The sequence below is a fragment of the Stella humosa genome (assembly GCF_006738645.1).
Classification (GTDB): Bacteria; Pseudomonadota; Alphaproteobacteria; order ATCC43930; family Allostellaceae; genus Allostella; species Allostella humosa.
Window position 1 is genome coordinate 1,972,926 of sequence record NZ_AP019700.1, and the last position, 18,479, is coordinate 1,991,404.

The 18,479-nt window shown below is 67.9% G+C and carries 19 protein-coding genes; 4 read left to right on the forward strand and 15 right to left on the reverse strand.

Annotated features, from left to right (window positions below; translation table 11 throughout):
- Positions 1–446: 446 nt before the first annotated feature.
- The 5 genes from STVA_RS09270 to STVA_RS09290 all read right to left on the reverse strand — a co-directional run bounded on the left by STVA_RS09270 (position 447) and on the right by STVA_RS09290 (position 4,337).
- On the reverse strand, positions 447–968 hold the full coding sequence (locus STVA_RS09270) for a peroxiredoxin-like family protein (RefSeq protein WP_123688927.1): 522 nt from the start codon (positions 966–968) through the stop codon (positions 447–449).
- A gap of 175 nt (positions 969–1,143) precedes the next feature.
- Complete coding sequence (yghU, locus tag STVA_RS09275; RefSeq protein ID WP_123688926.1) at positions 1,144–2,022, reverse strand: glutathione-dependent disulfide-bond oxidoreductase; 879 nt, start codon at positions 2,020–2,022, stop codon at positions 1,144–1,146.
- 29 nt (positions 2,023–2,051) lie between these two features.
- Positions 2,052–2,756 (reverse strand): glutathione S-transferase family protein, encoded by a 705-nt coding sequence (locus STVA_RS09280; protein ID WP_123688925.1) that lies wholly within the window; start codon positions 2,754–2,756, stop codon positions 2,052–2,054.
- A 16-nt stretch (positions 2,757–2,772) separates the two neighbouring features.
- Positions 2,773–3,450, reverse strand: a complete 678-nt coding sequence (locus tag STVA_RS09285) for a TetR/AcrR family transcriptional regulator (RefSeq protein WP_246782851.1) — start codon at positions 3,448–3,450, stop codon at positions 2,773–2,775.
- 236 nt (positions 3,451–3,686) lie between these two features.
- The gene (locus STVA_RS09290) at positions 3,687–4,337 is read right to left on the reverse strand and encodes a hydrolase (RefSeq protein ID WP_123688923.1); all 651 of its coding nucleotides are present in this window, start codon (positions 4,335–4,337) and stop codon (positions 3,687–3,689) included.
- A gap of 154 nt (positions 4,338–4,491) precedes the next feature.
- Here STVA_RS09290 and STVA_RS09295 point away from each other — a divergent pair, with 154 nt between their 5' ends.
- A complete protein-coding gene (locus STVA_RS09295; RefSeq protein ID WP_123688922.1) occupies positions 4,492–5,406 on the forward strand; it encodes a LysR family transcriptional regulator in 915 nt (304 codons plus the stop codon).
- A gap of 3 nt (positions 5,407–5,409) precedes the next feature.
- Here STVA_RS09295 and STVA_RS09300 read toward each other — a convergent pair whose 3' ends face one another.
- The 3 genes from STVA_RS09300 to STVA_RS09310 all read right to left on the reverse strand — a co-directional run bounded on the left by STVA_RS09300 (position 5,410) and on the right by STVA_RS09310 (position 8,209).
- A complete protein-coding gene (locus STVA_RS09300) occupies positions 5,410–6,042 on the reverse strand; it encodes a carbonic anhydrase (protein WP_123688921.1) in 633 nt (210 codons plus the stop codon).
- Between the two features lie 74 nt (positions 6,043–6,116).
- A complete protein-coding gene (locus STVA_RS09305) occupies positions 6,117–7,106 on the reverse strand; it encodes a TerC family protein (protein ID WP_123688920.1) in 990 nt (329 codons plus the stop codon).
- Positions 7,107–7,306: 200 nt separating this feature from the next.
- Entirely contained in the window at positions 7,307–8,209 is a 903-nt protein-coding gene (locus STVA_RS09310; RefSeq protein ID WP_123688919.1) for a hydrogen peroxide-inducible genes activator, read from the reverse strand.
- Between the two features lie 231 nt (positions 8,210–8,440).
- On the opposite strand from STVA_RS09310, the gene abc-f reads away from it, so the two are divergent.
- Positions 8,441–10,069: a ribosomal protection-like ABC-F family protein gene (abc-f, locus tag STVA_RS09315; RefSeq protein WP_123688918.1), complete on the forward strand. Its 1,629-nt coding sequence runs from the start codon at positions 8,441–8,443 to the stop codon at positions 10,067–10,069.
- Positions 10,070–10,071: 2 nt separating this feature from the next.
- Here the strand turns inward: abc-f and STVA_RS09320 are convergent, their stop codons facing one another.
- The 3 genes from STVA_RS09320 to STVA_RS09330 all read right to left on the reverse strand — a co-directional run bounded on the left by STVA_RS09320 (position 10,072) and on the right by STVA_RS09330 (position 12,277).
- Complete coding sequence (locus STVA_RS09320; protein ID WP_123688917.1) at positions 10,072–10,485, reverse strand: DUF1801 domain-containing protein; 414 nt, start codon at positions 10,483–10,485, stop codon at positions 10,072–10,074.
- Positions 10,485–11,519 (reverse strand): MBL fold metallo-hydrolase, encoded by a 1,035-nt coding sequence (locus STVA_RS09325; protein WP_123688916.1) that lies wholly within the window; start codon positions 11,517–11,519, stop codon positions 10,485–10,487. The genes STVA_RS09320 and STVA_RS09325 overlap by 1 nt, the downstream gene beginning before the upstream one ends.
- Before the next feature lie 98 nt (positions 11,520–11,617).
- A complete protein-coding gene (locus STVA_RS09330) occupies positions 11,618–12,277 on the reverse strand; it encodes a peroxiredoxin (RefSeq protein ID WP_123688915.1) in 660 nt (219 codons plus the stop codon).
- A gap of 320 nt (positions 12,278–12,597) precedes the next feature.
- On the opposite strand from STVA_RS09330, the gene STVA_RS09335 reads away from it, so the two are divergent.
- Positions 12,598–13,620 (forward strand): AraC family transcriptional regulator, encoded by a 1,023-nt coding sequence (locus tag STVA_RS09335; RefSeq protein ID WP_170216374.1) that lies wholly within the window; start codon positions 12,598–12,600, stop codon positions 13,618–13,620.
- 32 nt (positions 13,621–13,652) lie between these two features.
- Here STVA_RS09335 and STVA_RS09340 read toward each other — a convergent pair whose 3' ends face one another.
- The 4 genes from STVA_RS09340 to STVA_RS09355 all read right to left on the reverse strand — a co-directional run bounded on the left by STVA_RS09340 (position 13,653) and on the right by STVA_RS09355 (position 17,610).
- Entirely contained in the window at positions 13,653–14,363 is a 711-nt protein-coding gene (locus tag STVA_RS09340; RefSeq protein ID WP_142235718.1) for a DUF6544 family protein, read from the reverse strand.
- A gap of 160 nt (positions 14,364–14,523) precedes the next feature.
- A complete protein-coding gene (locus tag STVA_RS09345) occupies positions 14,524–15,639 on the reverse strand; it encodes an Acg family FMN-binding oxidoreductase (RefSeq protein WP_123688912.1) in 1,116 nt (371 codons plus the stop codon).
- Between the two features lie 83 nt (positions 15,640–15,722).
- A complete protein-coding gene (locus STVA_RS09350; protein WP_123689825.1) occupies positions 15,723–16,379 on the reverse strand; it encodes a Vgb family protein in 657 nt (218 codons plus the stop codon).
- A 10-nt stretch (positions 16,380–16,389) separates the two neighbouring features.
- A complete protein-coding gene (locus tag STVA_RS09355; protein WP_123688911.1) occupies positions 16,390–17,610 on the reverse strand; it encodes a helix-turn-helix domain-containing protein in 1,221 nt (406 codons plus the stop codon).
- A gap of 86 nt (positions 17,611–17,696) precedes the next feature.
- On the opposite strand from STVA_RS09355, the gene STVA_RS09360 reads away from it, so the two are divergent.
- On the forward strand, positions 17,697–18,476 hold the full coding sequence (locus STVA_RS09360; RefSeq protein ID WP_197735832.1) for a DUF899 domain-containing protein: 780 nt from the start codon (positions 17,697–17,699) through the stop codon (positions 18,474–18,476).
- Positions 18,477–18,479 lie beyond the last annotated feature (3 nt).

Here is an 18,479-nt window from a genome sequence, read left to right on the forward strand (position 1 = left end):
CGCATAAAAATAGAAAATTTCGCGAACGTCTCAGAGATTGATCTTGAAACGGGCTAGCACATCGTGATCCTCGGCGAGAACAAAGCCGGCAAGAGTAATTTTGTCTGCACACTACAATTCATCCTTGGCCCCAACGTTTCCGACTTGGTGGCAAACGGTACGTCCAAGCGTAAGGTAGACGTCGATTGGGCGGTCACGCAGCGGGCCATTGTCCGGCAGACCTAGGGTCTCCAATGCGAAGTCCAGCGCCTTCCCCGTCACCTGCCAGAAGGGCCCGTAGCGGCTGTGCAGCCAAGAAGACGGAAGCCGCTTGCCGCGCATCAGGTGCTCAATGGACCGGCATTGTCACCAGTGCGTCGGCACAGCCGGCAGCCGTTGACGCAAGGTCGAACAGCATGCCGTAGGCATCGAACACGCAGGCGCGGATTCCGGTCAGCGTGGCGGGATCAGACCAGCGTGCCGCGGATCGGGTAGTTCAGCTCCTGGATGCGCTTGGCCCCACGTGCGATGCCGGCGAGGTCAGGGCGCGCGAAGGGCGCGTTTGAAATGTCGATAAGCTGTACCGCGCCCGCCGGGTTGACCAGGAAGAGGCCGGGCTCGGCGAAGGGCCTGTCGGTTTCCTGGGCCGAGCGCGGGTTCGAGATGTAGAGCCCGAGCGCCTGCATCTGCGGGATGGTCAGCCCATAGCCGATCGGGAAGCGCCAGCCGAATTCGGCATGATCGGCCGCGGCCTTTTCTTCCGGATCGGCGGAGATAGCGGCAACCGACACGCCGGCCGCCTCGAACTCCTCCAGCAGCTTGTCGAGCGTGCCGAGATAGGGCTTGCAAAGCGGGCAATGCTTGCCGCGATAGACGACCAGCAGGCGCCAGCCCCCGGCCGCGGCCGGTGCGATCTCACCGCCGCCGAGGCGCGGCACGGTGATGGCGGGGAAGGCCGCGCCGGCGGCAAGCTTCGTGGCGTGGGTCATGATTCAGGGCTCCCTGATACCTGATGATCAATCGCTCGGCCGCGGCGCGATGATCCAGCCGCCGCAGCATGCGTCGAGGTCGGTATGGTCGCGGCGGTCGGTGCGGTTGTCAGCGAAAAGGACCGGCCGCTCCTCGCCGACCACGCAGCGCCGCTATGGTGCAGACGGGTGGCGCTCACGCTGGCGCGTCCGCGATCTTGTCCTGCGTCCTGGTCTCGAAATCGCTGGCGTCGTGGCGTTCGTGCAGTTGCTTGTCCGGCTTCCCCTGCACCCGGTTCACCATGCGTCCGCGCTGCACCGCAGGCCGCGCGAGAATGGCGTCCGCCCAACGCTGGACATGCGCGTAGTCTTGCACGCTGAGGAACTCTGCCGCGCCATAGGACCAGCCCTTCACCAGGCCGCCATACCAGGGGAAGACCGCGATATCGGCGATCGTGTAGTCGTCGCCTGCGAGGTACGGGCTTTCTGCCAGCCGCCGGTCGAGTACGTCGAGCTGCCGCTTCACCTCCATCGCGAAGCGGTCGATCGCATACTCGATCTTGGTCGGCGCATAGGCGTAGAAATGCCCGAAGCCGCCACCGAGATAGGGCGCGCTGCCCATCTGCCAGAACAGCCAGTTCAGCGCCTCGGTGCGGGTCGCGATGTCCGTCGGCAGGAATGCGCCGAACTTCTCCGCGAGGTAGAGCAGGATCGAACCGGATTCGAACACCCGGATCGGCTTCGGTCCGCTTCGGTCCAGCAGCGCCGGTATCTTGGAGTTCGGGTTCACCGCGACAAAGCCCGATCCGAACTGGTCGCCGTCGCCGATCTTGATCAGCCAAGCGTCATACTCGGCGCCGGCGTGGCCGAGCGCCAGAAGCTCTTCGAGCAGGATCGTGACCTTCACCCCGTTGGGCGTGCCCAACGAGTAAAGCTGCAGCGGGTGTCGCCCGACCGGCAGGTCCTTGTCATGCGTCGGGCCTGCAATCGGCCGGTTGATGCTCGCAAAGGTGCCACCATTGGGCTTGGCCCAGGTCCAGACCCTCGGCGGTACATACTCTTGGGAATCTGCCATTCTGGCCTCCGGATGTGCTTGGCGTGGATCTATGCAGCGGGCGGATAGTTGGATGGGAACAGGTGCCGCCGAGATTCCTCGTCCTGCACCTTCTTGAACTCGTGGTCCTGCCCGACAGCCCGCGCGCGCGCCACGGCCGGGCGGCTGTCGATGGCAGCGAACCAGCGCTTGATGTTGGGATAGGCCGCGAGCGGATCGCCATCGCCTTTCAGCACGCGCGACGCCCGGTCGATCCAGCCCCAGGCGGAGATGTCGGCGATGGTGAAGCTGTCGCCGACGATCACGTCGCGCCCGGCCAGATGATCTTCAAGCACCTGGTAGTGGCGTTCCGCCTCGCGCCGGTAGCGGTTGCGCGCATAATCCAACCCCTCGGGCGCGGCCCACTGGAAATGTACCGCCTGGCCGGAGAAGGGACCAAGGCCGGTGCCGAGGAACGCGAGCCAGGAGAGCAACTCGGGGCGATCCTCCGGCGTGCCGAGCAGCTTGCCGGTCTTCTCCGCGAGGTAGAGCAGGATCGCCGTGGAGTCGAAGACGCGCGATTCCCTGCCGCCCGGCCCCTCCGTATCGACGATGGCCGGCAGCTTGCCGTTCGGGTTGATGGCGCGAAAGGCGGGCAGATGCTGCTCGCCCTTGCTGGTATCAACCGGCACGACCTCGTAGGGCAGACCGGTTTCCTCAAGCAACAGCGCAATCTTCGCGGGGTTCGGCGTCGGGTGGAAATAGAAGCGGATCATGGCGGCGTTTCCTGTTTCAGTCTGGGCAGGCCGGTGGATCAAGCAGCGCCAACGCCTGGCGCGCGGCACCACGCAGCAGGGCAGGCTCCGGCCTGGCGCGTGACAGCACGCGCAGGCCCATGACCGTGGTGAGCAGCAGCCGCGCGAGGTCCCGCGCCGGGGGCGCAGTGGCGATGCCGCCATCGCGCTGTCCGGCAATGACGCAGCGATAGAAGAAGGCCTCCAGCTCCGCGAGCCGTGCCGCGATGACGGCGCCGATCTCCGCATCGTGCGGCGCGACTTCCAGCGCCGAATTGACCAGCAGGCAGCCGCGCGGATCGGCGAGCGAGCGTTTCACGATCTCCTGGATGAAGGCCTCGATGGCGGCGCGCGGCCCCAGGGATCCTTCGAGCCGCATGATGCGCTCGCGCATGTTGCCGTCGAGATAGCGGTCGAGGCAGCGGGCGAAGAGCGCCTGCTTGCTGCCGAAGGCGTTATAGAGGCTGGCCGGTACGAGCCCCATCGCCTCGCCCAGGTCGCGCACCGAGGTTGCGCCATAACCCTGCTGCCAGAAGCGATCGGTGGCGGCCGTCAGCGCCGCTGTCTCGTCGAATTCCCTTGGTCGAGCCATGCCGAAGATCGAGCCCTCGATTTTAGAGCACTCGATATAGAATGATTGAGGGGCGATGCAAGCCCGCGCTCGCACAGCGCTCATGGCGCTGTCGTATACGCGTCGGGCTGCCGGATGACCCTATCGAACTGCGTCACGAGCGCCTCGCGCGCCGCGGTATCCTGCGTGCCGCCAAGCCCGGCATCGCCGGCCGGATCGGCATGCCAGCGACGATTCCAATGCGCTACGCAGCGGAGGCGCGGGAGCGAGGATGACGAGGCTTTGTCGGTAGGCGGCCTTCAAGTCGGGCCGTTCAGGCACCTCGTCATCCCCGCGCCGGATCAGCCTTCGTTCGGTACGGGCGTGTTGAGCAACTGCTGCTCCCACAGGAAGGCGATGCCGCTGCCGCCGGCATGCTGCGTGATCACCTCGGTCAGCCTGGCGGCAGTATCGGTGCGCGCCCAGTCACGCTGCCATTCGGCAGCCACGGCCAGCCACGTCATCATGTTCGCGCCGGCCCTGATCATGCGCTGGATGGCGACCTCGTGGGCCTCGACCGATACCCCGCCCGAGGCATCGGTGACGACCGTCACGTCCCAGCCTTCGCCCAGGGCCTGGATCGCTGGCATCGCGACACATACCTCGGTCCACAGCCCGGCGATGATCAACTGCTTGCGGCCGGTGGCCTTGACCGCATCCACCACCTTCTTGTCTTCCCAGGTGTTGATCAACGTCCGGTCGATCACCTCCTGGCCTGGGAATACGTCCATGATCTGGGGAAAGAGCAGGCCGCCGCGTGCGGCCATCACCGTCGTCAGGATGGTGGGTACGCCGAATGCCTTGGCGGATTTCGCCAGAGCGGTCGCATTGTTGACCACCATCTGCGGTTCGTGGCTGTTCAGGTTCGCTAGCTGAAAGGCTTGGTGGTCGATCAGAACGAGCACCGAGTCCTCGGGACGAAGAAGCGAAGCAAGGCCGTTACGAAAGGTCATCGAGGCTTCCTTTCTCTGCCGCCATGGACGGCAGTCGATTCACGGGAGACAGGCGCCAGCGGGCGACGTTGCCTGGACGCAAACTTGCTGTTCCGTCGATCGATGCGGTAGTGCCATATGCCGGCAAGCTGTGTCGCGAAATGGGGAACGCAATTTGGACATCGAGGATCTTCAGACGTTCGTCGCCGTGGCCGATGCCGGGGGTGTATCGGCCGCGGCGCGTCGCCTCGGCGTCTCGAAGTCCATCGTCAGCCGAAGGCTTGTCCGGATCGAAGCGGAGCTTGGCGTTCAGCTTCTGGCCCGAACGACGCGCGGGGCCGCGCTTACGGAAGCGGGGGTCACGTTCAGGGATCACGCGGCCCGAGCCACCGCCGAGATCGATGCGGCCAGGGAAACGATCCTTCCCAACGGTGATCTGCGCGGCCGCATGCGAATAGCGATGCCGCTATCGTTCGGCCCGACCCACTTCGCGCCGGTGCTCGCGGAAATGGCGCATCGGCACCCCGAGCTCCATATCCAGACGTCCTACAGCGATCGCTTCGTCGATCTGATCGCGGAGGGGTTCGATTGCGCGATCCGGGTCGGATACCTTCGCGATTCCAACCTGATCGCCAAGCGCATCGGACCGATCTACGGAAAGCTCGTCGCCAGTCCGGACTACATCAGGGCGCGTGGCTCACCACGGACACCGGACGAACTCGTCGCCCATCAGGCACTCATGCAAGGGACGGAAGCTTGGCAATTCATAGATGGCGACAAGATCGTCACGGTTCAGCCGCAGGGCAGGTTCAAGGCCGACAACGCCACCGCGCTCGCCGCCGCTGCCGTCTCCGGTCTCGGCATCGCCTGGCTCCCCGACTGCATAATCTATGAACATGTGGCGTCCGGCGCGCTCGTGCCGATCATGACGCGTTACCCGCCGCCTGCGGCGGGCGCCTACGTCGTCCGTCCGCCTGGTCCGCATCCCACGCGCAAGGTGCGGATCCTGACCGAGATGCTGGTCGAGAGCTTCCAGCAGAATCCCCATCGTTGGGGAACCGCCAGCGAACGGGACGGCGTGGCCCGGTGACGGTCATGGCACGTCGAAGAAATCCACCTCTCCGCTGCCCAGCCGATAGTAGGCGCCGACCACGATCAGCGCGCCGGTAGCCTGCGGCGCCAGCAGTATGGGCGACGCTTCCTCGCGAAGTTCGCGGACGACGCGCCTGACATTCTGCAGGACGGCGGCCTCGATGTCGGCGCCAGGCGCCAAGTCCGCCTCCAGGACGGCGGGAATGATCGGCTGGATCATCTTGCCGATGCTGCCCGAGAACCGTGCGTTCTTCTGGACCACGGAAACCGCCGCCTGCACTGCGCCGCAGGCTTCGTGCCCCATCACGACGATCAGCGGCACACCCAGCACGGAGACGGCGAACTCGAGGCTCCCGATTGCCGCGGTGTCGAGGGTGTTCCCGGCATTGCGGATGATGAACAGCTCGCCCAGGCCACGACCGAACAGCAGTTCCGGTGGAACGCGGGAGTCCGAGCAACTGACATAGGCCGCGAAGGGCGATTGCCCCGCGGCCAGTCTGAGGCGGCTGGCCCGGTCGAGCGCCGGCCGCAACGGCGCGTCGCTCAGGAACGCATGGTTCCCCGCGCGCAGAAGCTCGAGCGCCTCGAGGGGCGTCATGGCGCGCTTCCAAAGCTGCCGCAGTTCATCATCCATCTCCTCGATAGCGGCGCGCCAGATCGCGCGCGCCGATGCGGTTGCAACGGGTGATCGGACGGCATGCGATCCGATCAGCGGGCACCTTCTTCGACCGTGCGCTGCGCGCGCGTCTTCCAGAGCGACCAGCCGACACCGGCCGCCAGGATCGCGAAGGTGATGGACAGCGACGCCGCCGGCGAGACCTTCGCCAGCCCGAAGGCGTCGGCAACGAAGATCTTCGAGCCGATGAATACCAGCAGCACCGCCAGCGCGTATTTCAGGTAGTGGAAGCGGTGCATCATCGCCGCCAGAGCGAAGTAGAGTGCGCGCAGGCCGAGGATGGCGAAGATGTTCGACGTGTAGACGATGAAAGGGTCCGTGGTGATCGCGAAGATGGCAGGCACGCTGTCGACCGCGAATACGACGTCGGCGATCTCGACCATTGCCAGCGCCAGAAAAAGCGGCGTGACGAACAGGGCGCGCTTGCCCGTCGCGGCGTCCGTCTGCCGCACGAAGAAACGATCTCCGTGCAGCTGTTCGGTCACCGGAAGATGGCCCCTGATGAAGCGCAGCATGGCGCTCGATCCGACATCATACTCCTTGTCGGCGGTCAGCCACATCTTGATGCCCGTCACGATCAGGAAGCCCGCGAAGATATAGAGCACCCAGCCGAACTGCTCCACCAGCGTGGATCCGACGCCGATCATGATCGCGCGCAAGATGATGACGCCGAGAATGCCCCAGAAGAGCACCCGGTGCTGGTAGCGGCGCGGCACCGCGAAGTAGCCGAAGATCATGGCGATGACGAACACGTTGTCCATCGCGAGGCTCTTCTCGATGACGAAGCCGGTGATGAACTGCAGCCCCGCTGGTTCGCCCAGATACCACCAGACCCACCCACCGAAGGCGAGGCCCAGGGCTATGTATCCGGCAGAGAGAACGAGGCTTTCCGCCACCTCGATCTCACGCTGCTGGCGGTGCAGCACGCCCAGATCGAGCACGAGCAGCGTCACCACGATGGCGAGGAAGGCAAGCCACATCCACAGCGGCTTGCCGAGCCACATCACTTCGAGAATTTCCATATGTCCGATCCGATCTGGGCGCTCGCTGCCGAGCGGTTGGTGTCGATCCGACATCACGACCGATCGATCGGTCGTCAGAGGGGCCCGGTCCGCGACAACCGACATAGGCCGACCGTTGATAGACTGCCAATTCGATTATCGGCGCGGCGCGATAGGCTGAGCCTATCGCTTCGGTCGCCTTGGTCGCCCTGGGCCACCGGTCAGCCGGTGAGTGCGCCGGCCTCCGCCTGGATCCGTTCTCCGATCGTCCGATAGGAGTGCTGGTAGGCAGCCCCCGATCGCCATGCCGCGGCTATGCTGCGGGTGAACCTCCATCCGTCGGGCGCGAGCACGGTCACGCCCGTCCGCCCGCCGACATCGGAGCGGACGTACAGTTCGGGCAGGATCGCCAGACCGATGCCCGACGCTGCCATCTGGTGCACGCTGTCGAGGCTGGTGCCCTCATAGTCGCGAAGCAGGACCATGCCGAGTTCGGCGCAGATCGCGGCGACCTGGCGATGCAGGTGGTGACGCGTGTCCAGGCTGAGCACCCGCGCACCCTTCAGTTGCTCCAGGCTCAGGGCCGGGCATGTGGCCAGGGGATGGTCGGGGGGAGCCACCAGGAACAGGCGTTCGCGAAACAAAGGTTGGACCTCGAGGTCGACGCCGTCGATCGGTAGCGGGCCGAGCAGCATGTCGAGCGCGCCACGCGACAGCGCGAGCGCCTGTTCCTCTGGAATGCCCTCCCTGATGTGCATCTTCAGATCGGGCTGCTCGCGATGCAGCGCGGCGACGATCGACGGCATGAGGTAGGGGCCCAATGTCGGCGTGACACCAAAGCGCACCGTGCCGACGAGCCGCTCGCCGGCGCGTCGCGCGAGGTCGCGAATATCCTGGACTTCGATAGCCAGCCGGCGGGCGCGGGCGCTGATCTCGCGACCGATCGGCGTCAGTTCGGCGCCCGACGCGCGCCGCTCGATCAAGACCACGCCCAGCCGTTGCTCGAGCGCGCGGAGTTGCTGGCTCAGGCTCGGCTGGGAGACATTGCAGGCCTGCGCGGCCCGACCGAAATGCTGAAGATCGGCGACTGCAACGAGATACTCAAGCTGGCGTAAGGTTGGCATGCGCTCTACCGGACGGGACCTGCGGTTGCGATGGTGGGCTCCGTTGTTTGCCCATCGCCAGCATTCCCGGACTATCCAGTGATATAGCCGAAGCAGCCCCCGCAACAAGGCAGGCGGCGGGGTAGGGGATGGAGGGGTGCCCCCCGCGCAGTGCGGTTTCGTCGCGCAGTATTGGTGTCGCAATTGGGCTATAAGCTCGGCCCCAGCCCCTTTCCAGCCCAGCACGGACCCATGATTCGCCTCGACAACATCAGCAAGCAGGCCGGCCACCAGATCCTGTTCATCGACGCCTCGATGGGCATCCAGAAGGGGGAGAAGGCAGGCTTGGTCGGGCCGAACGGTGCCGGCAAGACGACGCTGTTCCGGATGATTGCCGGCCAGGAGCGGCCCGACGACGGGCAGGTCGTGATCGATGCCGGCATGACCATCGGCTATTTCAGCCAGGATGTCGGCGAAATGTCGGGCCAGAGCGCGGTTGCGGCCGTGATGGACGGTGCCGGGCCGCTGAGTGCGCTGCTGGCCGAGATGGGGACGCTCGAGGCGGCCATGGTCGACCCGGACCAGGCCGACGACATGGATGCGCTCATCGCGCGCTATGGCGACGTGCAGGGGCAGTTCGAGGAGCTGGACGGCTATGCGCTGGAGGGCCGCGCGCGCGAGGTGCTGGCCGGGCTGAGCTTCAGCCAGGAGCGCATGGACGGCGATGTCGGCCTGTTGTCCGGCGGTTGGAAGATGCGCGTCGCACTCGCCCGCATCCTGCTGATGCGGCCCGATGGCATGCTGCTGGACGAGCCCAGCAACCATCTCGACCTTGAAAGCCTGATCTGGCTGGAAGCCTTCCTGAAGAACTACGACGGCGCGCTGCTGATGACCTCGCACGACCGCGAGTTCATGAACCGCATCGTCGGCAAGGTGGTCGAGATCGACGGCGGCTCGCTCATCACCTATTCCGGCAACTATGATTTCTACGAACAGCAGCGCGCGCTGGGCGAGAAGCAGCGCCAGGCGCAGTTCGAGCGCCAGCAGGCGATGCTGGCCAAGGAAATCAAGTTCATCGAGCGCTTCAAGGCGCGCGCCTCGCACGCCGCCCAGGTGCAGAGCCGGGTGAAGAAGCTCGACAAGATCGAGCGGGTGGAGCCCCCCCGACGGCGCCAGACCGTGCAGTTCGAGTTCCGGCCGGCGCCGCGCTCGGGCGACGACGTGGTGGGCTTCCGCGGCATCCACAAGCGCTACGGCAGCCAGTCGATCTATGCGGGCTTCGACCTCCAGGTCCGCCGCAAGGAACGCTGGTGCGTGCTGGGCGTGAATGGCGCCGGGAAATCCACCCTGCTGAAGCTGGCGGCCGGGGCCGACGCGCCGGACGATGGGGCGGTCGTGGTCGGCAGCAGCGTGAAGATGGGCTATTTCGCCCAGCACTCCATGGAACTGCTGGACGGCGACGAAACCATCTTCGAATCCCTGGAGGCGTCGTTCCCGCAGGCAGGGCAGGGCCCGCTGCGCGCGCTGGCCGGCTGCTTCGGCTTCTCCGGCGACGATGTCGAGAAGCGCTGCCGGGTGCTGTCGGGCGGCGAGAAGGCCCGTCTGGTGATGGCCAAGATGCTGTTCGACCCGCCGAACCTGCTGGTTCTGGACGAGCCCACGAACCACCTGGACATGGCGACCAAGGAGATGTTGGTGGCGGCCCTGGCCGAGTTCGAGGGCACGATGCTCTTCGTCTCGCACGACCGCCACTTCCTGGCGGCCCTGTCCAACCGGGTGCTGGAGCTGACGCCGGACGGCATCCACCAGTATGCCGGCGGCTATACCGAGTATGTGGCCCGCACCGGCCAGGAGGCGCCGGGCCTGCACCCGGGCGGCTGAGTCTACATCTTCTCGCCCGGCAACTGGCTGGCCTGGCGGACCCAGTCGGCCAGCCGGTTTTCGTCGAGCGGGTCATGCTCGCGGATGTCGAGGTAGCGCGTGTCCTTGCTTTTGGACGCTCCTGGCGGCACCGGCGACAGGGCCGCGCCGCGAAAGAAGGCCACCTTCACGTATTTCGTGAAGCAGTGGAAGCTGAGGAACCAGCAGTCGTCCGCGATGCCGTAGAAGGGCGAGTTCCATTTCACCGCTTTGCGCACGCCCGGCACGGTGCGGACGATGAGCGCGTCGAGGCGGCGGCCGATGTCCTGCTTCCAGCCCGGCATGGCCGCGATATAGGCCTGCACGGGGCCATCGCCGTAGCCCTTGGGGATCTGCGGGTTGCCGCCGGACAGCAGGGTCGGCGTCGCCTCCGCCATCACGCGAGTGCCCCGCCGGCTGCCTTCCAGGCGTCGATGCCGCCCTCGATATGGCGCGCGCTGGCCAGGCCCGCATCCTGGGCGGCCCTGACCGCCATGGCCGAGCGCTCGCCGAAGGCGCAGTAGAACAGCAGCATCTTGCCCGGCGTGGCACCCAGCACATGCAGGATGCCGCTCGGTGACACGTTGGCCTGGAGGTCCTGGTAGGAGAGGTGGAGCGCGCCCGGGATCTCGCCATGGCGCTCGCGCTCGCGCTTCTCGCGCAGGTCGATCAGGGCGACGTCGGGCCGGCCGACCATCGCCTTGGCCTGCTCGGCGCTGAGCGCCCAGCCGGCCCGTGCGATCTCGGCCTGGGCCAGCCCCTGGCGGATGTTGGCCGGCACGGCCACGTCCATCATCTTGGGGTTGGCGAGGTTCAGGTTGTTCATCAGCTCGGCATACTCGTCGGCGGATTTCACCTGGAGGCGCGGGTTGCACGCCCGCTCCTCGCCGATCGTGCTGACCGTGTCGCCCTTGTAGTCGTGCGCGGGGTAGACGAGCGTATCGTCCGGCAGCTTCAGCAGCCGGCCGAACAGGGACTCGTACTGCATCCGCGGGTCGCCGTTCTGGAAGTCCGTCCGGCCGGTGCCGCGGATCAGCAGCGTATCGCCGGTGAACACCCGGTCACCGAAGAGGAAGCTGTAGGAATCGTCCGTGTGGCCGGGCGTGTAGAGGACGTCGAGATTGATGCCCTCGATGCCGATCTGGTCGCCGTCGGCGACGCGGATGGAAACGACGTCGACCTTGCTCTGCTCGCCCATCACGGTGACGCATTGCGTCAGGTCGCGGAGCGCGCCCAGGCCGGTGATGTGGTCGGCGTGGAGGTGCGTGTCGACCGCCTTCACCAGCTTCAGGTCGAGTTCCTTCAGGAGCTGGCGATAGCGGTCCACCTTCTCCAGCACCGGGTCGATGAGCAGCGCCTCGCCGCCGCGGCGGCTGGCCAGCAGGTAGGTGTAGGTGCTCGATACCGGCTCGAACATCTGGCGGAAGATCATGATGTCCGCGCCTCCCCGCGCGCTGGCCTTGAATCGGAAGATCGGGTCCCGGCCGGAAGGCCGGGACCCTGGTCGTCATGCGGCCCCGGTCGCCCCGATCACTTCGGCTGGGCGACGACGCGCAGGTAGGGCTTCAGCGTCTTCCAGCCCTCCGGGTACTTCAGCTTGGCCGCCTCGTCGGACACGGCGGGCGGGATGATCACGTCGTCGCCCGGGCGCCAGTTCACCGGCGTGGCGACCGTGTGCTTGGCGGAAAGCTGCAGCGAATCGAGCAGGCGCAGCACCTCGTCGAAGTTCCGGCCGGACGTCATCGGATAGATGAGCATCGCCTTGATCTTCTTGTCCGGGCCGATGATGAAGACGGCGCGAACGGTCGCGTTGTCGGCTGCCGTGCGCCCCGACGCCTCGCCCGCCGTCTCCGCCGGCAGCATGTCGTACAGCTTGGCCACGTTCAGGTCGGTGTCGCCGATCATCGGGTAGGTGACGGCGTGGCCCTGCGTCTCCTCGATGTCCTGGGCCCAGCGCGCATGGTTGCCGACCGGATCGACGCTGAGGCCGATGATCTTGGTGTTGCGGCGCGTGAATTCCGGCACCAGGCCGGCCATGTAGCCAAGCTCGGTGGTGCAGACCGGCGTGAAGTCCTTGGGGTGGCTGAACAGGATCGCCCAGCCATCGCCGATCCAGTCGTGGAAATTGATCGGGCCCTGCGTCGTCTCGGCGTCGAAGTTCGGCGCCACACTATTGATTCGGATGGACATTCTCGGGTGCTCCCGGTTGCGATCAGTGGACGGTCCCAGTCGCGGCTTCCTACCAAATCGCGCCCGGTTGCGAGAGCGCGCAATAGCCGCGGCTTATCACTCTGTTGCCGATCCTGTATCTTGGGTTCGCAATCTGTCTCTTGAAGGGTCCGCGGGGGTGCGTCCTGGCCGGATGCCGGTCGCGCCAATCCCCGCCTGCGATGCAATGCAATGAAGACGATAAGCCAGAATAGCGTGCCGGGCTCAAGTTTCGAACCGACAGGTGGGGATCGTCCGCCTGGGCAGTCGGCCACCCTCGGATGCGGGCCAGGTCGCGACCGATGATCCAGGTGGGGCAGTCGCTGCTCGATACCTTCACGTCGATCGAGATCCAGTATCCCGAGGGCCACGGAGCGGCGGCCGGGGCACAGCGCGACTACCAGCCGATCAACAACCGCGTCACCTACCGGCTGAAGGACCGTGAGGCCCGCGCCGACGCGGCGGCGGGGCCGCTCAGCCTGCTGGGGATACGCCAGGCGGGGGCCCTGGCGCTCGGCTACAACCGGGATCGGTACGCGACCGACATCCGCGTGGATGGCGAGGGCCTTGCCCGGTTCTGCGTGGTGCTGACGACCAGCGGCGCCCTGCAGATGCGGCTGGGCGGGCAGCAGCCGGCCGTAGGCGATCGGTCGCATGGGCTTATCTATGACGGACGGCAGCAGCGACAGTTCGAGACGTGGGACGATACCGCGCGGGTGATGCTGTGGATCGAGGCCGCGCGCATGGAGCGTGCCCTGGTCGGCCTGCTCGACGAGCCGCTGCATGTGCCGCTGGCGTTTGCCAGCCACATCGACTGGAGCCTGGGCCGATTGCCCGCCCTGCGTCGGACGATCGCCTACTTCGTCTCGGAACTGGGCGATCCGATGGGCATGACCGGCGTGCCCGCCGCACTCGAGTCGTTCACCGATGGCCTGGTCCACCTGATGCTCAACGCCCTGCCGCACAGCCATGCGGCGCGGCTCGACCGGGCGGTGGCGGCCCCGGCGCCGGCACACCTGCGCCGCGCGCTGGCATTCATGCATGCCTCGTCCGATCAGGCGGTGACGATAGCCGATGTGGCTGCCGCTGCTGGCTGCGGCACGCGGACGTTGCTGAATGCCTTCCGGCGCTTCCGCGACACCACGCCGCTGGCGGCCTTCCACGACATCCGCCTGCAGCACGCCCGGGCGGCCCTGCTGGCCAGCGACGGCACGGACAGCACACGCGCCATCGCCCGGCGCTTCGGCTTCACCAACCCGTCCCGGTTCGCCGTTGCCTATGGCAGGCGCTTCGGCGAGACGCCTGCGGAGACGCGGCGAGAGTGAGGGCGGTGCCGGTGGGTAGCGCCGGGTCGAGGCTATGCCGCCATCGACCAGGATGTCAGCGCGCCTCGCCAGTAGACTTCTTCCCGACCATCGATCACCCAGGCGACCTCGCCGGCGAAGGGAAGCCATCGGCCGAGATGCAGGCGATAGTCGGAGAAGCGGCCGCGCCACGGCGTCGGCAGCGTCGGTTCGACGGCCGCGCGCGGGCGATCGGCGGCGAAGGTGGATGCGATCCGGCCGTCACCGTCGAGCGTCATGGTGATTTCGGCCGCAGCCGGCCCATCCCCGGTGCGGACGACCAGCCGGTCGGGGCCATCCCCCCGCCAGCGCAGATCGGCGTTGGCCAGGATCGCATCGGGAGCCCAGGCGAGTTCGGCCAGGTAGCGCATCCGTTCGCCCCGCAGCAAGGCAGCCGTGGGCGCCGTGCGTGCCAGCGGGATGAAGCCCAGCGCCATGACATCCAACCGTGCCTGTCCATCGGCCAACGCATCGCACACGGAGATCGAACCCAGCGGGCCGAAGCGCGCACGCCATTCGAACGCACATGTCGTGGGCGCGATGGTCTGTCGGGCCGTGAACGCCATCCAGGATGGTGAACCCAACTGCCGTTTCATGTGGCCGGCCTGTGTCAGGGTGACGATGGCCTCCTCGCTGCCGCCAGGCGGCACCCCTAAGCGCATCCCGAGATCGCGGACGGCGGCGGGCAGATCGTCTGCAGAGCAATGCATCGGCCGTTCTTTCATGGGGTGACGGTGAGCCGACGCACGATGGCGAACAGGATGGCGGCGCCATAGAGCGTGCCGAGTATCGACTTGGTGCTGGCCGCCAGCCAGGCAGCAGGCAGATGTCGCAATTGGCGCTATGGTCCCCGGCGCTGTCGTGCTTCGACCCGTGCCTGCGCGGTCAGGCGACGGATGGGGGGGGGCCTGCGATCACCGCATCCACCGGCCGGCGGGGCGAATAGGGGAGCAGGGGCCCCTGGCCGAAGCGCAGGACGATGTCGGGCCGCTTGCCCCGCATCCCGGCAAGTGCCGCCAGTTCCGGCCGCAAGGCTGGCACTTCGACCGGCTGGTTGATGAAGGCGTGCCGCAACCCCATCGCGGTGGCCTGCAACTGGAACCGCTGGCATGCCCGGCCGACGGCGACCCAGTGGGCGGGGTTGGCCCGCGCGCCGGCGAACACCGCGATCCCGGCGGACGAGCGGACCTGCCGGGCATATTTGTCGTTCTCCGAGCCAGCCGTTACCAGCCAGTCGAAGGCATGCGGCCCAAGCCAGGCGGGCAGGGTCGGGTTGCCGCTGGCCACGCTGTAGAGGCCGTCGCCGGCCTGCATGGCCTGGCGCGGGTTGAAGCGCAGCCAGGCCTTCAATTCCCGGAGAAAGCCCGGGTCGGCCATCTGGGCGCCGTTGCCGGCCACCACCAGGTCGCACACACGCTCCATCCGCGCGCGGTCGGCCAGCAGGACCAGATCGACCCCCGGCACCGCGGCAGCCGCAGCCAGGCGGTCGAGGTCGGCCGGGCTGACCGGGCGGCCGTCATACTCGGCGCGGGTCGACTGCCGCGCCGGAATGGCGTCGAACAGGGGCGAGGCGGCGGCCCTGCCTGCCCCAGCGGAGAAGACGACCGATCCGCCGTCGGCAGCATCGAAGGCAATTGCGCCGGGGCGACCGCGCGCCGCCGAAGCCAGTGCCAGGTTCTCGGCCGCGCAGCCGAGGCTGACGAAAAGGTGGTGGTCGTCGGGATCGACCACGGGCGTCCGGCGCGACAGGTCCGGCAGGATCCGGATGGCGTCGCCATCGACGCGGAAGGTCCAGGGCTGCGTATTGTGGCCGCTGGCGGCCAGCGTTGCATACCGGATGAGGTCGCGGGTGGCGGCCGGGTCGGGCAGCGGCGCTCGCCAACGGGCGACGGCGGTGGCGTAGTCCGCCGCCTGGTCCATCCGCCTGCCGGCGAACCAGGCGGCGCCGCCACCGAACGCGGCGAGCGTGGCGCCGCCGATAAGCATGTGCCGTCTGTTCATCGCTGTCCCTCGCCGCCCGATGATCGCACCTGGGCGGGTGGGCCGCCTTGATCTGGGTCATCGGGCGGCGGGCGGGCAAGGGGTCAGCGGCCGCCCGTTCCCGATGACCCGGCGGGGCGTCGGATGGCCCGCACCCGGCCGCTCTTCCCGCCGCCGCAGAAGAAGCGGTCGCCGCCATCGGCTTCGAGGCCCGAGACGCCCATGCCCGCCGGCATCTCGATCGCCGCCAGCACCGCGCCCGTCTCCGGGTCGATCCGGCGCACGTCGCTGTCCTCGCCTTCCCAGGTGCCGTGCCACAACGCGCCATCGACCCAGGTCACGCCGGTGACGACGCGGTCGGACTCGATGGTGCGCAGGATCGTGCCCGTCTCAGGGTCGACCTGGTGGATCTTGCGGCCGCGATGCTGGCCGACCCAGAGCGAGCCCTCGGCCCAGGCCATGCCCGAATCGCCGCCCTGGCCGGGTGCCGGGATCGAGGCCAGGACCTGGCCGCTCTCGGGGTCGATCTTCAGGATGCGATCCTCGGCGATCTGGAACAGGTGCCGGCCGTCGAAGGCGGTGCCGGCATGGGCAGGCACGTCTATCGAGCGCGCTACCTGCCCGCCCGCTGGATCGAGCGCGTTCAGCCGGTCGCCGCTGGCGAACCAGACATGCTGCCCGTCGAAGGTCACCCCGTGAACCGCGTCGACGCCCGAAAAAGGGCCGTACTCGCGGAGGATTTCGGCTGCTGTCGTTTTCATGCTGGCCACCCTATCCGCCGGGCAGGGGGCCTGGGAGTAACAAGGTTGTCGTGAATCCCGGCACGGGCGGGGTCACCCAGCGGCGTGCCCGGCCATGGCCAAATGCCTGTGCCTTGCCGGCGGCCGCCAGTTCGTCGAGCGCGCGTTGCACCGTCCGCTGGCTGGTGCCCAGCGCCAGGGCAAGTGCCGAACTCGACCAGGCTTCCCCGTCGGCGAGAAAGGCCAGCACGCCGGCATGGGCTTCCTCGACCGGCCGGGCCAGCACGACGACTTCGCTGGCCCGCCGCGGCGCCAGGGCAAATCCCTGACTGGTCGCGCGCAGGGTGGCCTGGGCGCGCAAGGCGGCGCGCAGCCGGCCGATCTCCACGCGCAGGCGGGCGCGGTGGGATTCGTCGGCCACCTTTGCACCGAACGCCAGCCGCACCAGCCTGTCGCGTGACACGTCCCCCGGCCAGGCCTCCGCCAGCGCACGGGCGAGCGCGAACAGCACCGGGCGGGTGGCGAGCGAGACGACGACGCCCGCGTCGCGCACGACATGGCGGCAGGCGTCGACGACGAGCGCGTCCGATGCCAGGACGGCCTCGACCGCCGCCAGCAGCAGTGGGCGAGCCTGGCCGCCCGCGATCAGCCGGGCGGCCGGCCTGTGCAGGACGCTGGCGGCCGCCGCGACCTCGGCCGTCAGGGCAGGGATGTCGGCGTCCCGAGCCGCCTGGCCGGCCCGCTCCAGCGCCGCCCGCGCCGGACCGGTACGCAGGCGGCGCAGCGCGATGCCGGCCAGGACCATCTCGCGCGCGGCGAGCAGGGCCGGCGGCAAGGGCAGGGGGGCCGGCTCGCCCAGCCGCTCCTCGGCCGCGTCGAGACGGCCGATCAGCAGCAGGCGGCGGGCCTCGATATGCCGGGCTTGGGCGGCGTTCACGTGGTCGCCATGGGCCAGAAGGATCGCCCGGGCGGCGTCGAGCGCCCGGGCCGGCCAGCCAAGATCGCGCGAGACGAGCGCGATCTCGGCCTCGGCCACCACGCAGCGGGCCCGTGCCACCGCTTCCCTGGGCCCGAACGCCCGCGCGGCCCGCCGAAGCAGGACTTTGGCACGGGCGAGATCGCCCAACTGCGCCATCGCGATGCCGCGCAAGGCCAGGGCTGGCGCATCGTCGCGCAGCGCCACCCGCTTCAGCGCCGCCAGCGGGTCGCCCGCGGCCAGCGCGCGGGCGGCCGCCGTGATCAGCGAGTCCATCGCAATCCCGCCAAACTTGTCACTCCCACCGGCCTGCGCCCGCGCACCAATCTATGCCGCGACGACCACCGACAATGGAGCGCCAGATGATCGCCAGCGACAAGACCGGCACCCGCGAAGAATGGATGGCAGCGCGCATCGACCTGCTGCAGGCCGAGAAGGAATGGACCCGCCAGGGCGACGAACTGGCCCGCCGGCGCCAGGCACTGCCCTGGGTGCGCATCGACAAGGCCTACCGGTTCGACACCGAGGATGGCGACGCTACGCTGCGGGACCTCTTCCGCGGCCGCTCGCAGCTTCTCGTCTATCACTTCATGTTCGGGCCGGACTACACGGCCGGCTGCCCGTCCTGTTCGATGATCGCCGACGGCTTCAACGGGTTGGAGGTGCACCTGGCCAACCATGACGTGATGCTCTGGGCGGTCTCGCGGGCCCCGCTGGCGAAGCTCCAGGCCTTCAAGCGCCGCATGGGCTGGACCTTTCCCTGGGCATCGGCGTCCGCGGGTGACTTCAATGCGGACTTCAACGTCTGGTTCACCCCCGACCAGCAACGCCTGGGGGCGGTCGACTACAACTACCGCCGCGAGGCGGGGTTCGCGTGGCGCGCAGGCGAGGAAGGCGGCGGCAGCGGGGCGGAGGCCCGGATCGCGGCCATGTGCGGCACCGACACCGCCACCTTCCAGCGCGACCGGCCGGGGATGAGCGCGTTCGCGCTGGAGGACGGCGTCGTCCACCACACCTATTCCGCCTATGCCCGCGGGCTGGACGGGTTGTGGGGCGCCTACCAGTGGCTCGATCGCGCGCCCAGGGGACGCAACGAGACGGGCGTCTGGTGGCGCCGCCACGACGAGTATGGTCGTGACTGAGCG